Origin of the sequence: Streptomyces angustmyceticus (genome assembly GCF_019933235.1) — a bacterium.
Lineage (GTDB): Bacteria > Actinomycetota > Actinomycetes > Streptomycetales > Streptomycetaceae > Streptomyces > Streptomyces angustmyceticus.
Genome location: NZ_CP082945.1, coordinates 4,292,084 through 4,306,093 on the forward strand (window position 1 = coordinate 4,292,084; position 14,010 = coordinate 4,306,093).

The following is a 14,010-nucleotide window of genomic DNA, read 5'->3' on the forward strand; positions in this document are numbered from 1 at the left end:
GTGGACCTGGATACAACACGTTGTAAGTTCACCAGTGTTGTCGCTACCGTCATTCTCAACACGGCTCACTGGCAGGTGAGTTGAGTGGAGACGCAAGACGCCCCGGCGGCGTGAGCGCGCCCCGGGGCCGGCCAACGCTTATGAGGAGCGTCAGCATGTCCCACCGTATCCAGATCGCTCTTGAACGAGCACTTGTCGGGATCATCGAGTTCTTCTTCCCCGTCGGTAAGGGGAGCCGCCGAGCAGCCCCCGGCACCCACCCATCCCACCCCACCCGCACCTCACGGACATCCGCCCATACGCCCGCCGCGCCCCGAAGCCGAGCGTCCGCACCCCACCCTCGCGCCACGTCCTCCGCCGACGCCCCCACCCTCGACCACCCCAGCCCACTCGTCCGCCCCTACCTCCTCGCGCACGAACAGCACGCCCGCCGTGCCGAGTTGGCGCTCGCGCTCGACGGCATTGACGTCGGCCCGTGGGTCATCCACGGGCACCTCATCGGCACTCCGGGCACATGCCGCCCCGTCCTGGCGGGGGTGGCGGCCTGATGGACAGTGCCCGTGACCGCCGCACACCGACGACGCATACCGGCAGCACCCTCCGCGGGCTGCGCATCAGTCGCGTGCCCGGCAAGCCCGTACAGCGGGAGGACGACGGGCAGATCGCGATCCACCTGTGGCTGCGCCGCGACGGCGCGTTCGACGGGGATGTCGCGCTGCGGCTCGCGCCCGGCGAGGCCGAGCTCCTGCATGCCCAGCTGTGTTACGCGCTCGATGACCCGCCGGTGACGGTGGCCGCACCCACCTCGGCCGGCCCGGCATCCGAGGGTCCGCTTCCGGACTGCCGGAGGAGCGTCCAAAAGAGCCAGGGGGTACGTCACTTGTAAGCCAAGTTTTTCGGAGGACGCGGGAAGCGACGGCATCCCACACATGCCTCCTGGCCCGTCCGGCCCCGCACACCTTCTCCCCAGGTGCCGGACGGGCCGTTCCCCAGCGCGCCCCAGGAACCTGCGCCCAGGCGCACAATGGACCGGCGGGTGATGCCAGTTGGTCCAGGGGAGAGGCACGTACGCATGGCGGTCAGGGGAACGGTCGAGCGGGACGAGGCGGAGCTGCCGCTTCTGACGCACCTCAAGAAGATGGGGTGGCGGCACATCCCCGGGCCGGACCTCCAGAGCGCCGAGCAGCGTGCGTACGGCGACATCTTTCTGGCCGAGCGGACGATGTCCGCAGTGCGGCGTACGAACAGGCTGCCCGGTGCCGCACATGGCTGGATGAGCCAGACTGACGCGCTCCGCTCCCTCGACCGGCTGAAGCAGGCCGCGCGGAACGTGGTCACACGGACGCTCGAAGAGGCCAACGAGGAAGTCACCACGTTGCTGCTGCACGGTGTCCTGGAGAAGGGGCCCGACGAGCGCGACGTGAAGGTGCAGTTCGCCGACTGGGGAACGGAGGCGCTCGAAGGCAGCCGGGAAGAGGCGCTGGCGCGCAACGACTTCCTCGTCGTCGACCAGCTGTGCGTCCGCGACGCCGATGGCAAGGACGTGTTTCTCGATCTGGTGCTGTTCGTCAACGGCATCCCGGTCGTGGTGATCGAGTGCAAGTCTCCCGACCGGCAGGATCCTCTGGGCGAGGCCATCCGGGACCTGCGGGGTTATACGGGCAGGCCGTTGGATGACGGCATACGGGAGCGTGGAAGCATCCCGCGTGGCGCTCCGGAGTTCTTCGCGCCCGTACAGCTGCTGGTGGCCGCCGACGGCAAGAACGCGGTGCTCGGGACGATCTCGTCCGAGGAGGAGCATTACGCGCTGTGGCGGAGCACCGAGCCGGACTACGAAAAGCTGGACGTACTCCGGGAGGAGCTGCGCGGCTGGAAGCTGCTCGGACCCGAGGAGCAGCCCACGCTTCAGCACCAGTTGACCGCGATGGTGCTGAAGCCGCAGAACCTGCTCAACATCATCCGTCACTACGTCTTCGAGATGCCGCTCAAGAGCCGGAAGGGCGCGAAGGGCAGCAAGGGCGCGGGGGCGCGGCCGGTCGGCAAGGCCGGCGCCGGGATCTCCGCGCAGAAGGCGAAGACCGCCAAGGTGGTCTGCCGGCACCAGCAGTACCGGGCCACGGAGAAGATCGTCCGCAAGCTGCGTACCGGCCGGAGCCTGCTGGACCCGGGCGCGGAGCGGGACGAGCGCGGTGGCGTGATCTGGCACACGCAGGGCGCGGGGAAGAGCTTCACGATGAAGTTCCTGGCCAGGCGGCTGCACATGAGCCGGGACCCGGAGCTGAACCAGATCACCCTCGTGGCAATCACCGACCGCAGGGATCTCCAGCGGCAGCTCAAGAAGTCCGTCGCGCTGAGCGGCAGCGAGGTACGGCAGGCGACGTCCCGGGCGGACCTGGAGGGGATGCTGCGACGGGCCGGGAAACACGGCGGCCGGGCGGTGATCTTCGCGACCATCCAGAAGTTCCTCGGCGACCTCCCGGGGATTCCCCGGGAGACGGAGGGCGCGGACGGCGTCGGCGCGGAGGCTTCGGACGAGCCGGAGCGGAGCCCGGGTACGGCTGCGGGCGCGGCTGACGGTGAGGAGCAGTCGCTCACCGCGAAATTCGAGCGTGCGCGGGACCGTATCGACGCCGGTGCGAGCCCCGAGGAAGTGGCGGATCCGTCGCCGGACGAAAAGACGCTGAAGGACGCCGCACGGATCTTCCCCGAGTGCAGTGACTCGGTGAAGGTGCTGGTCCTGGTCGACGAGGCACACCGCTCGCACACCTCCGTCCTGCACGCCTGTCTGCGCAAGGCGCTGCCGAACGCCGCCCGGGTCGGTTTCACCGGTACCCCGCTGATGCAGGGGCGGCTGTCCGACACCGGCCGGATCTTCGGGCTGGAGCCGAGCCGGGAGCCGGGCGGCAAGCCCGCATTCCTCGACACCTACCGGATGGACGAGGCGGAGAAGGACAAGGTGATCGTTCCGGTCCGCTACGAGGGACGCGCCACCTCGGCTGAAGTCCGGGAGAAGCAGAAGCTGGACGAGTGCTTCGCCGACCTCATCGAGCCGCTGGACGAAGCGGAGCGGCAGCGCATACGGGATGCGTACGGAACGCCTTCGGGCCGGGACGTGGCCGAGTCCGCGCCGCTGATCCGGAGCAAGGCGTACAACATGCTCGCCCACTATGTGACGGGGCCGCTCACCGGAGGCTTCAAGGCGCAGCTGGCGGTCGTCAGCAGGCGTGCGGCCGTGTGGTACCGGCACGCGCTGAGGGATGCCCGGGCGCAACTCCTCGCGGAGGTCCAGGAGTTCGACGGGTCCGGTCGGCGCGAGGCGCTGCGGGGGCGCGCCCCCGAGTCGTACACCGAGGAGGAAATGCGGCTGCTGCGTGCCTGGCAGTACCAGGCGGTGCTGCGACGGATGGACTTCGTCCCCGTCATCTCCGCCGGATCGGAGCGGAAGGCGGGCACCTGGCGGGAGTGGACCGACGAGACCTGCCAGCGCGACCACATCGAGCGCTTCCTCCAGCCGTTCCCGGAGCTGCCGCCGGACAACCCGTGGATGGTCACGCACGTACCGGAACCCGACCCGGTGATCGCCGGACGGGTCGCCAGCATGAACCCCTGGAGCGAACTTCCCCCGCACAACGGGGCGGAAGACGGTGAGCCCCCGATCGCCTTCCTGATCGTGAAGTCCATGCTGCTCACCGGCTTCGACGCGCCGATCGAGCAGGCGCTGTATCTGGACCGGCCGATCCAGGATGCCGAGCTCCTGCAGGCGATCGCCCGCGTCAACCGGCCCGCCCCCGAGAAGAAGGAAGGGCTGGTCGTCGACTACTACGGCGTCCTGAACAACCTGGGCACCACCCTCGCCGCGTACCGGAACGATCCGCCTGTGGTCGCCTCACTGCGGGACCTGGCCGAGGAGGCACGGAACATGGGGCACGCGGCCGAGGAGGTCGCGGGGTTCTTCGCTGGGGCGGGGATCGACAAGGAAGATCTCGGCATGCGGGGTGGCCTCTCGCGCGCGGTGCTCGCCCTGCACGACCCGGCTCGGCGGGCCGATTTCGACCGGCGGCTGGGAACTTTCCTGGACGCGGTGGACCGCGTCTTGCCTCATGAGAAGGCGCTTGAACACCTCGCGGACGTCCGTCGCTGGAGCGTCCTCCAGATGCGGGTGCGCCGGCACTACCGGGACGCCCCGGGCGGCGGCTTCTCGATGCGCGGGTACGGCCGGAAGGTCCGCGCGCTGATCGCCGACCATCTGGAGGTCCAGAAGATCGAGCAGGTCATCGCACCCGTTTCGATTCTGGCTCCGGATTTCGACGAGATCGTGGACCGACTGCCGGTACGGGAGGCCGCGGCCGAACAGGTGCAGGCCCTCCGGTACCACTTGGAGGAGCGGATCGAGCGGGATCAGGAGGGCAGCACGGTCTACCGGCAGCTGTCCGAAGAGCTGGAGCGGGTCCTGCAAGAGTTCGAGGGGCGCTGGGAGGACATCAGGCGGGAGGTGGGCCCCCTGGTCGAGCGCGCCCGGCGAGCGGAAGAGGCGGATCCCGAGGCGGCCGGTCTGTCGGCGATGGAACAGCGGCTGTACGTGCTCCTGAAAGAGAAGCTGGAGCAGGACTCGCGCTTCGATGATCCGACGCAGGATCTCCTCCGCCGGCTCGTCGTCGAGGTCAAGGACGTGATCGTCGGCTATGTCACCCGTGCCTCCTTCGCGGCGGAGGCCGCTCACGTCACCGAGCTCGACGCGCACATCTGGCAGTGCCTGCGCACGTCGGGGTTGCGTCCGAGCAGCGGAAACCGTTCCGCGCTCGGGGAGCTGTCGGAGCGTCTGGCGGCGTTCGGTGCCGAGAAGCATGCGGACTTCCGAGCCGAGGGCAGGCGACAATAGGTGGGTGTCCCGCCCGTCTGCCCCTGCCGCCGAGGATCCCTGCGACGAGCGTCTTGCCGAGGGGCAGACGCTCGTCGTGGACGGGCTGTCCCTGCGTGTGCGGGTCAGCGCGCGCCGTGCCCGGCTGGGGCTGACCGTCGAGAGAGACGCCTCGCTCACGTTGCGCACTCCCGAGGACTGCCGCCTTCGCCGGGCCGAGAAGTTCGTCCGGGACAACAGGCCGTGGATCGAGAGCAAGCTGCTGCTGAGCGAGGAACGACGGCAGTTGCACCCCGTGCGGTCGCTGTACGACGGCGAGATACACCGTTATCTCGGGCGGGACTACCCGCTGCTGCTCGTGGACGGGCCGGCGGGTCAAGAGGACGACGGCCAGGGCCGGTCGGATGCGCCGGTGCGCCTGGTGGCGGGCCGGCTGCGGCTGAGCAGGTCGGTGGCCGCAGACCCGCAGCAGGCGCGGAAGGCCATCGCCGCCTGGTACAGCAGAGCGGGTCAGCGTTGGATGCGGGGCCGGTTGCAGCCGTGGGCTGCACGTATGGACGTGGCCGAGCCGCCTGTAGAAGTCCGGGACCTGGGCCACCGGTGGGGGACTTACCGCGCCGGGCCGGACGGCAGCGGCCGCGTGGCGCTGCACTGGGCCGTCTTCCAGCTGCCGATCCATCTCATCGACTACGTGGTCGCCCATGAACTGGCCCATGTCCGGGTGGCAGGACACGGACCTGATTACTGGCGGTTGTTGGGCAGAGCGTTGCCGGAGTGCCGCCGTTTGAAGGCTGAGCTGGACGAGCTGGGACGGCGTGTGTGGATGGGGGACGTGGGCACGCAGCCGTAGCGGACAGGAAGCCGGAAGTCTCCCGGCGGCAGCCGCGTGCCTACTCCGCCCTGGAGTAGGTGCGCGGCTGTTCGTCGTCGCCCAGGAACTCGCGGCGCAGGGTGCCGTCGCCGTTCAGGCGCAGGACGGAGGTGCTGTCCGGGGCGCAGCCGGGGGCGGGCCGGTCGACGACGGACGGGCCGACGGTCAGCCCGCCGTCCCGGGCCGCGAAGAAGTCGGCGTGCGCCGTGCAGCGGCCGCCGCGGCCCTCGGCGACGGTGGTGAGCACCGTGCTGCCCGCCGGGGCGCGCCGGAGGGTGAGCCGCAGGCTGCCCCGGCCGTCGTCGTCCGGCCGCCGCCAGGTGCCGAGGTAGCCGTCCGGGACGGTCTCCTCCGCCGGGCCGGTGCGGTGCAGCGTCGCGGTGCGGCCGGCGGCCGCCCAGACCAGGGTGCCGTCGCGGCCCTCCCGGAGGGTGTGCTCGCCCAGCGCGGCGCAGCGGCCGGCGGGCACGGACCGGACGACGGTGGTGTCCAGCCGGAGCGCCGGGTGCCCGTCGTGCCCCGTGACGGACACCAGCTTGCCGTCGCTGCGGCACTCGTAGGTCGTACCGAGGCTGGTGCTGTTGGCGACCACCTCGCCGACCGTCCCGTTGGTGATCACGAACCGGCGCTGCCCCCCGGTGGGCTCCCCGTCCCGCAGCACCGGGCCCGACCAGGTGCCGAGATAGCGGGCGGGGATGTCGGACGCGCTCCGTCCGGCGTCCGCGCCGCCGCTCAGCAACGGGACCGCGACGGCGGCGCCGGCCGCGGCGAGCGCGGCGGCGAGCAGCGGGAGCCGGCCGGGGCGGCGGCGGGCCGGTGCGGCCCCGGCCGGGGGCGACGGGGGCGGGGGCGATCCCGGCGGGGGAGTGACGCGGGTGGCGGTGGCCGCCGGGGACCGGCCCCCGGGCGGGGTGTCGGTGTCCAGGAGGCGCACGGCGTGCTGCCCCAGGCTCGCGATCAGCTCGGCCGGCAGCCAGGGCGCCGCCGGGGAACCGCCCGGCACCGGCCCGAGGCGGTCGGCGATCTCCCCCGGGGTGGGCCGCGCCGCCGGGTCCTTGGCCAGGCAGTCCAGGATCAGGCCGCGGATGCCGTCCGGCGTCCCGGTCAGCTCGGGCTCCTCCTGCGCGATCTTGAACATCACCGCGTGGAAGCCCGAGTCGGGGCTGCCGAACGGCTGCCGCCCGGTCGCCGCGTACGCCAGCACCGACCCCACGCAGAAGACGTCGCTCGGCGGGCCCGCACGGTGCCCCCGGACCTGCTCGGGCGACATGAAGCTGGGCGAGCCGAGCACCGTGCCGGTACGGGTCCTGGTCCGGTCGCCGACCGCGTCCAGGGCCCGCGCGATGCCGAAGTCGATGACCCGCGGCCCGTCGATGGTCAGCAGCACGTTGGACGGCTTGAGGTCGCGGTGAATGATGCCGGCGGCGTGGATGTCGCGCAGCGCGCAGGACAGCCCGTACGCCAGCCGCCGCAGCGAGTGCTCCGGCAGGGGGCCGCCGCTCCCGGGGAGGCCGTACAGGCCGCTGACGACCTCGCCCAGCGTGGGGCCCGCGATGTAGCCGGTGGCGACCCATGGGACGGCCGCTTCGGTGTCGGCGTCCAGCACCGGGGCGGTCCAGCGCCCGCCGACCCGGCGCGCGGCCGCGACCTCGGCGCGGAAGCGGTCCCGGAACTCCTCCTCCGCGGCGAGTTCGGCCTTCACCAGCTTCACGGCGACGGTCCGGCCGCCCTCCGACCGGGCGAGGAAGACCCGCCCCATCCCGCCGCTGCCGAGACGGCTGAGCAGCCGGTAGTCCCCGATCCACTGAGGATCGCCGGCCATCAGCCCCCGCAGGCCGTCCATCGCGCGTCCTCCCCCGTCTCGTGGCGTGCCTGAGGCGTTGTGGGCAGCAGGCGTCCTCCGAGCGTAGGCGGCCGCGGATCGCGCCCCGGCCGAGAGATCGTCACGACGGGAGAACAATCGGTGCGCGGCGGGGAGCGAGGGAAGCAGCGGGGCGCGGGAAGGGGAGCGCGGCCGGTGCCTGCCGGGCCGTCAGCTCTTCGTGCTGTCCGGCAGCCTGTGGTACGTGAGGGCCTTCCCGTCGTCGGAGGTGCGGCGGAGCTTGCCGTGGACCATCTCCAGGGTGCTCGGCGAGCCCGGGGAGCAGCCGTCGGGACCGGAGACCACGGTGGAGGGGCCGAGGCGGACCGGCGGGCCCGCCTGGGCCAGGGCGGCGGCGAACTCACAGCGGTAGTCCTTCCCGGTCGCCGTCATCGTCAGCACGATGTCCCCGGCCTTGCCCTGCCGGAGGGTGAAGCGCCGTACCTCGTCGGGGAAGTGAGTCAGCGTCGCCTCCCAGGTGCCGAGGTAGGACGCGGGGAGCCCGGCCGCCCTGGCGCTGGCGCGGTCCGCGCCGCCGGCCGGGGCGTCCGTCGACCGCAGGCCGCCGCCGTCCGCGCTCATCAGCGTGTACACGGTGCTCGCGCCGGCCCCGGCGAGCACCAGCGCGGCCGCGCCGGCGGCCAGGGCGGCACCCCGCCGGCGCGACGGCTTGCGGGCCGGGGCGGGAGCCGACGCCGCGTCAGAACGGCGGGAGCGGGCGGCGGGTGCGGGCACGACGGCGGTGAGCGACGCGGGCGGCCCGGTGTCGCCGGCGGTGCCGCGCGTCCCGTCGCGGTCCCCGGGGTGCTCGGCCGCCAGCAGCTCCACGGCGTGCCGCCCCAGCCGGGCGGTCAGCGCCCCCGGCAGCCAGGGCTCGTCGTCCGCCGCAGGACCGCCGCCGCGCTCCGCCCGCGCCACCAACTGCGCGGGCGTGGGCCGTTGTGCCGGGTCCTTGGCCAGCGCCCCGGCGATCAGCTCGCGCAGCCCCTCGGGCACCTCGGAGAGATCGGGCTCCTCCTGGGCGACGCGGAACATCACCGCGTGCGCGATGCTGTCCGGCGTGCCGAACGGCTGCCGCCCGGTCGCCGCGTACGCCAATACGGAACCGAGGCTGAAGACGTCGCAGGCCGGGGTGAGCGGCGTGCCGCGCACCTGCTCGGGCGACATGAAGCCCGGCGAGCCGATCGCCGCGCCGGTGTGCGTCACGCCGTTGCCGGACACCGCCTCCAGGGCCCGCGCGATGCCGAAGTCGATGACCCGCGGTCCGTCGATGGTGAGCAGCACGTTGGACGGCTTGAGGTCGCGGTGGATGATGCCGGCGGCGTGGATCGACTCCAGCGCGCGGGCCAGCCCGGCGGCCAGGATCCGTACCGTCCGCTCGGGCAGCGGGGTGCCGCTGCGGCCGACGACCTGCTGCAGGGAAGGGCCCGCGATGTAGCCCGTGGCGAGCCAGGGGGTCTCGGCCTCGGTGTCCGCGTCCAGCACGGGCGCGGTCCACTCCCCGGCGACCTGCTGGGCGGCCCGCACCTCCCGCCGGAAGCGCGCCCGGAACTCCTCCTCTCCGGCCAGTTCAGCCCGCACCAGCTTGACCGCGACCGTCCGGCCGCGGTCCGAACGGGCCAGGAACACCCGCCCCATGCCGCCCTCGCCGAGCCGCCCGATCAGGCGGTAGTCCCCGATCCGCGGCGGGTCCTGCGCGCCCAGCGGCATCAGCCCCGCGGGCGCTTCCGCGCGCCCCTGCCATCCCCGCTGCCCCGTTTGTCCTGGCTGTTCCACGATCCGCCACCCCTTCCCCCCGAATCCGCCCCCTGCGGGCGAGCGGGCGGGCCGCCCCCGCACCCGGCTGCCCGCGCCCCTTTTCCCCCGCGGTGAGGATAGCGAGGGCGCCGCGGGCCCCGGCAGGCCGTGGGCCCGTCCCGCCCCGCCAAGAAGCGCTCCAACGGCCCGCCCGTGGCCGGGACATGACGTTCCCGGATGTCTGTTTCCGCGTCCCGGAACTTTCCGCGGGCGACGATCGTCGTACGCGTACCCCGACGCCCACCGCGCCCACGGCGGACACCCGGGCCACTCCGGTACGGACCCCGGCACCGCCCCCGGCACCCCACCCGCGCAACAGCACCCGCACACCGACGGAACAGCGCCTCCCGGCCCGCACGCCCCCTCTCCCGTCCCCGCCCGACCGCCAAGGAGACCGTGTGATCCCCGCCGTACGCGCCCTCGCCCGCGCCGCCATGGCCGCACGCCCCGTCCCGCTCGCCGATGTCCAGGCGCGGGCCGCGTTACCCGCCCGCTTCGACCGCCGCTACCTCGTCCCGGTCGAGGTCTTCGCCGCCGTCGCGGCCGAACTCACCGACCACCGCAGGCCGGGCGGCCCGTTCGCGGCGCTGTGCATCAACGGACGCCGCTGGTTCCAGCACCGCTCCGTCCACTACGACACTCCCGACCTGCGGTCCTTCCACGACCACCGGCAGGGCCTGCCGGTGCGCTACACGATCCGCGAGCGGCGCTACGAGGACACCGGGGTGCGGCAGCTGGAGATCAAGCTCCGGGGACGCCGCGGCGAGACGGTCAAGCACCGCAGGCCGCTGCTCGCGGACGCCCCCGCCCTCGGCGCGGCCCCGCGCGGCTTCCTCACCGCCGTACTGGACCGCGCCTACGGCCTCCCGGCCCCCACCGACCTCGGCGGCGCCCTGGAGACCGACTACACCCGCACCACCCTCGTCGCGGACGGCCAGCGCATCACCTGCGACGCGGCGCTGCGCTGCCGGGACCTGGCCTCCGGACGCACGGTGCGCGCCGACGGCGGGCTGGTCCTCGTCGAGACCCGGACCACCGGCCGCCCGACCGAGGCGGACCGGCTGCTCGGCGGTCACGGCATCCCGGCCGCCGCCTTCACCCGGTACTGCGGCGGACTGTCGGCGCTGCGCCCGGACCTGGCCGCCGAGCACTGGCGGCGGGCGGTGCGGACAGCCTTCCCGGCGGCGGCCTGACGGCGTGCGCGGCGCCGCGGCCGCCTCCCGCACGGCCCGCGATTCTGGACAGAATGTCCGCGCGTCGTGGGTGGACTCACACACAGTGTCGGTACCGTCCGGCGGACCGTGATCCCTACGCTGAGAGCGTTCGCCGGACCGTTCCACGGCGGACCCGAGCGACCCGATCCGAGGTACTGACCGTGACCACGACGCCCTCCGCCTCCGCCGCCGACCCCGCCACCGGCGCGGCCGTCAAGGCCGCCGACCGCGCGCACGTCTTCCACTCCTGGTCCGCGCAGGGCCTGATCGACCCGCTGCCGATCGCCGGCGCCGAGGGCTCGTACTTCTGGGACTACGACGGCAACCGCTACCTCGACTTCTCCTCGCAGCTGGTCAACACCAACATCGGCCACCAGCACCCCAAGGTCGTCGCGGCGATCCAGGAGCAGGCCGCGAAGCTGTGCACCATCGCGCCCGGATTCGCCGTGGACGTACGGTCCGAGGCCGCCCGGCTGGTCGCCGAGCGCACTCCCGGCGACCTCGACAAGATCTTCTTCACCAACGGCGGCGCGGAGGCCGTGGAGAACGCGGTCCGCATGGCCCGGCTGCACACCGGCCGCGCCAAGGTGCTCTCCGCCTACCGCTCGTACCACGGCGCCACCGCCACCGCGATCAACCTGACCGGCGACCCCCGCCGCTGGCCCTCCGACACCGCCTCGGCCGGCGTGGTGCACTTCTGGGGCCCGTTCCTCTACCGCTCCGCCTTCCACGCCGAGACGCAGGAGCAGGAGTGCGAGCGCGCCCTCGCGCACCTGGAGCAGACCATCGCCTTCGAGGGACCGCAGTCGATCGCGGCGATCATCCTGGAGACCGTCCCCGGCACCGCCGGGATCATGGTCCCGCCGGCCGGCTACCTCGCCGGGGTCCGCGAGATCTGCGACCGCCACGGCATCGTCTTCATCCTCGACGAGGTCATGGCCGGCTTCGGCCGCACCGGCCACTGGTTCGCCGCCGACCACTTCGGTGTCACCCCCGACCTGCTGACCTTCGCCAAGGGCGTCAACTCCGGCTACGTCCCGCTGGGCGGCGTCGCGATCAGCGCCGAGATCGCCGCGACCTTCGACCAGCGCCCCTACCCGGGCGGGCTGACCTACTCCGGACACCCGCTGGCCTGCGCCTCCGCCGTCGCCACCATGAACGCGATGGCCGAGGAGCGGATCGTGGAGAACGCCGCCGACATCGGCGAGCGGGTCATCGGCCCCGCCCTGCGCGAGATCGCCGAGCGCCACCCGTCCGTCGGCGAGGTCCGCGGCCTGGGCGTCTTCTGGGCGCTCGACCTGGTCAAGAACAAGGAGACCCGCGAGCCGCTGGTCCCCTACAACGCCGCCGGCGCCGCCAACGCCCCGATGGCCGAATTCGCCGCGGCCTGCAAGCGCGGCGGCCTGTGGCCGTTCGTGAACATGAACCGGACGCATGTCGTCCCGGCCTGCACGATCACCGAGGCCGAGGCCAAGGAGGGCCTCGCCGCCCTCGACGAGGCCCTCGCGGCGGCCGACGCCCACACCGTCTGAGCCCTCCCCGACGACGCCGCCGGGGGAGCGGAACCGCAGGTCACGGACGTGCCGTCCGGCAGACCGACGGTAACCTCGGGCGGCACCGGAGTACGGCCCTCGCCTATCGTGGGCGGGGGCCGCTCCCATCTGCGCGGTCAGCGACGTCGAAGGAGACGCACACGATGGCCGCCGGCGGAGACAGCTCAGTCATACGACGCAGCACCCTGCGCCAGCAGATCGCCGACGCGCTGCGCGACGAGGTCCTGGCCGGCCGGCTGCCGTCCGGCCACCCCTTCACCGTCAAGGAGATCGCCGAACAGTACGGCGTCTCCGCCACCCCCGTGCGCGAGGCGCTCCTCGACCTCTGTGCCCAGGGCCTGCTCGACGTCGAACAGCACCGCGGCTTCAAGGTGCACGCCTTCACCGCCGACGACTTCCGCGCCATGGTCGAGGCCCGCACCCTGATCATCGAGGGCATCTTCCGCAGCGGCGCCGACCGGGCGCTGCGGGACACCCCCGCCGGGGTCCTGATCTCCATCCGCCGCCGCGCCGACGAGGCCGAACGGGCCGCGCGGGGCGGCGACCTGGACGTCCTGATCGGCTACGACCTGCGGTTCTGGCGCGAGCTGAGCAGCATCGTGAACAACGCCTACATCAGCGATTTCCTCGACCGGATCCGCGTCCAGACCTGGATGTTCGCGGTCCCGCTGCTGCGCCGCGAACCCGACCTCAAGGGGCTGCTCTGGCACGGCCACAGCGCCCTGGCCGACTCTCTGCTCCAGCACGACCTGGCCACCGCCCAGCGGCTGATCGCCGAGTACAACGAGCACTCCCTCGCTCTCGTCGGAACGCGCGGCTAGCACTACGCTGTCCCGACCATCGGCCGTAATGGGCCGTACCCGTAGCTGTACGTGCGCCGGTGTCCCCGTCCCCGACCGGAAGCGAGCCCACACTCGTGGCATGTGACCTGTGGCTGGTACCCCTCGTCGATGTGCTGTGCCACAGCCCCGACAACCCGTTCTCCGAAGAGATCGCCGCCTACGACAAGGCCCTGACGGAAGCGGGCCTGCCACCGGTCCCGGTCTTCAGCTACATGCCCGGCCTGTCGGGCGACGTCGCCCCGGTCGCCGGCTTCGACTACGACGCCCTGCACTTCCTGCGCCGCGCCTACCTGCTGCGCCTGTGCGGCCTGGAGGTGACTCCGGTCGACGAACTGGGCGGCGACTACGAGCAGTTGCTGGAGATGTTCGAGGCCACCGCGCAGCAGTCCCACCTGGTGTGGCACTACGACCACGCCGGCGCCTACGTCCCGGTCGACTTCCCGCACCCGCTCGCCAACGACGAACTCCTGGAGGGCGGCGGCCCGCTGGGCTCCTCCCACGGCCTCCTGCGCGACCTGGAACTGGTTGCGCCATCCCTCGGTATCGATCCGGCCAATCCGCCCGCCGCCCCCGCACCCCCCGCAGGCCCCACCTCCCTGGAGGAGCGCTCCGCCGCCACCCCCCTGGACGACAGCCCCTTCGCCCGCGAACGCCACGTCTGGCTCGGCCTCCACGCCGCCGCCACCCGAAGCCTCAGCCAAGGCTCCATGATCGTCTTCAGCTGACCCTCACCCTTCAGGTCCCCATCGACCACCTGGCCCCACCCACCCACGGTGCCCACCCACGACCTCACCCACCCACCCACGGTGCCCACCCACGACCTCACCCACCCACCCACGGGAGGGGACGGGCCGGAGGGGCAGGGGTGTGGGACGTAAAGCGAAGCAGTCCCACACCCCTGCCCCTCCGGCCCGGCACCGGCACGTACAGCCCCGCGCAGCGGACCCCGCCCGCCGCTGGGGGTACCTCCCACGCCCTTTAGGCAGTGGGGGAGCAACGGCGACAAGCCCCCAC

Annotated in this window: 10 protein-coding genes; 8 read left to right on the forward strand and 2 right to left on the reverse strand. The window is 72.7% G+C overall.

The features are described 5' to 3' along the window. Positions 1 to 155 precede the first annotated feature (155 nt). The 4 genes from K7396_RS19270 to K7396_RS19285 all read left to right on the forward strand — a co-directional run bounded on the left by K7396_RS19270 (position 156) and on the right by K7396_RS19285 (position 5,708). On the forward strand, positions 156 to 548 hold the full coding sequence (locus K7396_RS19270; protein ID WP_152104803.1) for a hypothetical protein: 393 nt from the start codon (positions 156 to 158) through the stop codon (positions 546 to 548). Then, entirely contained in the window at positions 548 to 886 is a 339-nt protein-coding gene (locus K7396_RS19275) for a hypothetical protein (protein WP_086721811.1), read from the forward strand. Before K7396_RS19270 ends, K7396_RS19275 begins: the two co-directional genes overlap by 1 nt. Positions 887 to 1,072: 186 nt before the next feature. Next, a complete protein-coding gene (locus tag K7396_RS19280) occupies positions 1,073 to 4,879 on the forward strand; it encodes a type I restriction endonuclease subunit R (RefSeq protein WP_158101121.1) in 3,807 nt (1,268 codons plus the stop codon). Positions 4,880 to 4,883: 4 nt separating this feature from the next. Beyond that, positions 4,884 to 5,708, forward strand: coding sequence for a M48 family metallopeptidase (locus K7396_RS19285; RefSeq protein WP_223660094.1), 825 nt, complete (start codon positions 4,884 to 4,886; stop codon positions 5,706 to 5,708). Positions 5,709 to 5,748: 40 nt separating this feature from the next. Here K7396_RS19285 and K7396_RS19290 read toward each other — a convergent pair whose 3' ends face one another. Both K7396_RS19290 and K7396_RS19295 read right to left on the reverse strand, forming a co-directional pair. Beyond that, entirely contained in the window at positions 5,749 to 7,572 is a 1,824-nt protein-coding gene (locus tag K7396_RS19290; RefSeq protein WP_170314293.1) for a serine/threonine-protein kinase, read from the reverse strand. A 189-nt stretch (positions 7,573 to 7,761) separates the two neighbouring features. Next, the gene (locus tag K7396_RS19295; RefSeq protein WP_373866944.1) at positions 7,762 to 9,366 is read right to left on the reverse strand and encodes a serine/threonine-protein kinase; all 1,605 of its coding nucleotides are present in this window, start codon (positions 9,364 to 9,366) and stop codon (positions 7,762 to 7,764) included. 419 nt (positions 9,367 to 9,785) lie between these two features. Between K7396_RS19295 and K7396_RS19300 the strand changes: the two genes are divergently transcribed. The 4 genes from K7396_RS19300 (at position 9,786) to K7396_RS19315 (ending at position 13,721) form a co-directional block, all read left to right on the forward strand. Continuing rightward, positions 9,786 to 10,580 carry a VTC domain-containing protein gene (locus K7396_RS19300; RefSeq protein WP_152104805.1) on the forward strand — a complete coding sequence of 265 codons (795 nt, stop codon included), beginning with the start codon at positions 9,786 to 9,788 and terminating at the stop codon, positions 10,578 to 10,580. A gap of 182 nt (positions 10,581 to 10,762) precedes the next feature. Beyond that, positions 10,763 to 12,133, forward strand: coding sequence for an aspartate aminotransferase family protein (locus K7396_RS19305; RefSeq protein WP_086721847.1), 1,371 nt, complete (start codon positions 10,763 to 10,765; stop codon positions 12,131 to 12,133). Positions 12,134 to 12,297: 164 nt separating this feature from the next. After that, positions 12,298 to 12,975 (forward strand): GntR family transcriptional regulator, encoded by a 678-nt coding sequence (locus tag K7396_RS19310; RefSeq protein WP_086721846.1) that lies wholly within the window; start codon positions 12,298 to 12,300, stop codon positions 12,973 to 12,975. Between the two features lie 95 nt (positions 12,976 to 13,070). Further along, complete coding sequence (locus tag K7396_RS19315) at positions 13,071 to 13,721, forward strand: hypothetical protein (protein ID WP_152104806.1); 651 nt, start codon at positions 13,071 to 13,073, stop codon at positions 13,719 to 13,721. Positions 13,722 to 14,010 lie beyond the last annotated feature (289 nt).

Coding starts and splice junctions, on each gene's coding strand:
- K7396_RS19270 (WP_152104803.1), top strand. CDS start 156: ATGTCCCACCGTATCCAGATCGCTCTTGAACGAGCACTTGTCGGGATC.
- K7396_RS19310 (WP_086721846.1), top strand. CDS start 12,298: ATGGCCGCCGGCGGAGACAGCTCAGTCATACGACGCAGCACCCTGCGC.
- K7396_RS19275 (WP_086721811.1), top strand. CDS start 548: ATGGACAGTGCCCGTGACCGCCGCACACCGACGACGCATACCGGCAGC.
- K7396_RS19280 (WP_158101121.1), top strand. CDS start 1,073: ATGGCGGTCAGGGGAACGGTCGAGCGGGACGAGGCGGAGCTGCCGCTT.
- K7396_RS19290 (WP_170314293.1), bottom strand. CDS start 7,572: ATGGACGGCCTGCGGGGGCTGATGGCCGGCGATCCTCAGTGGATCGGG.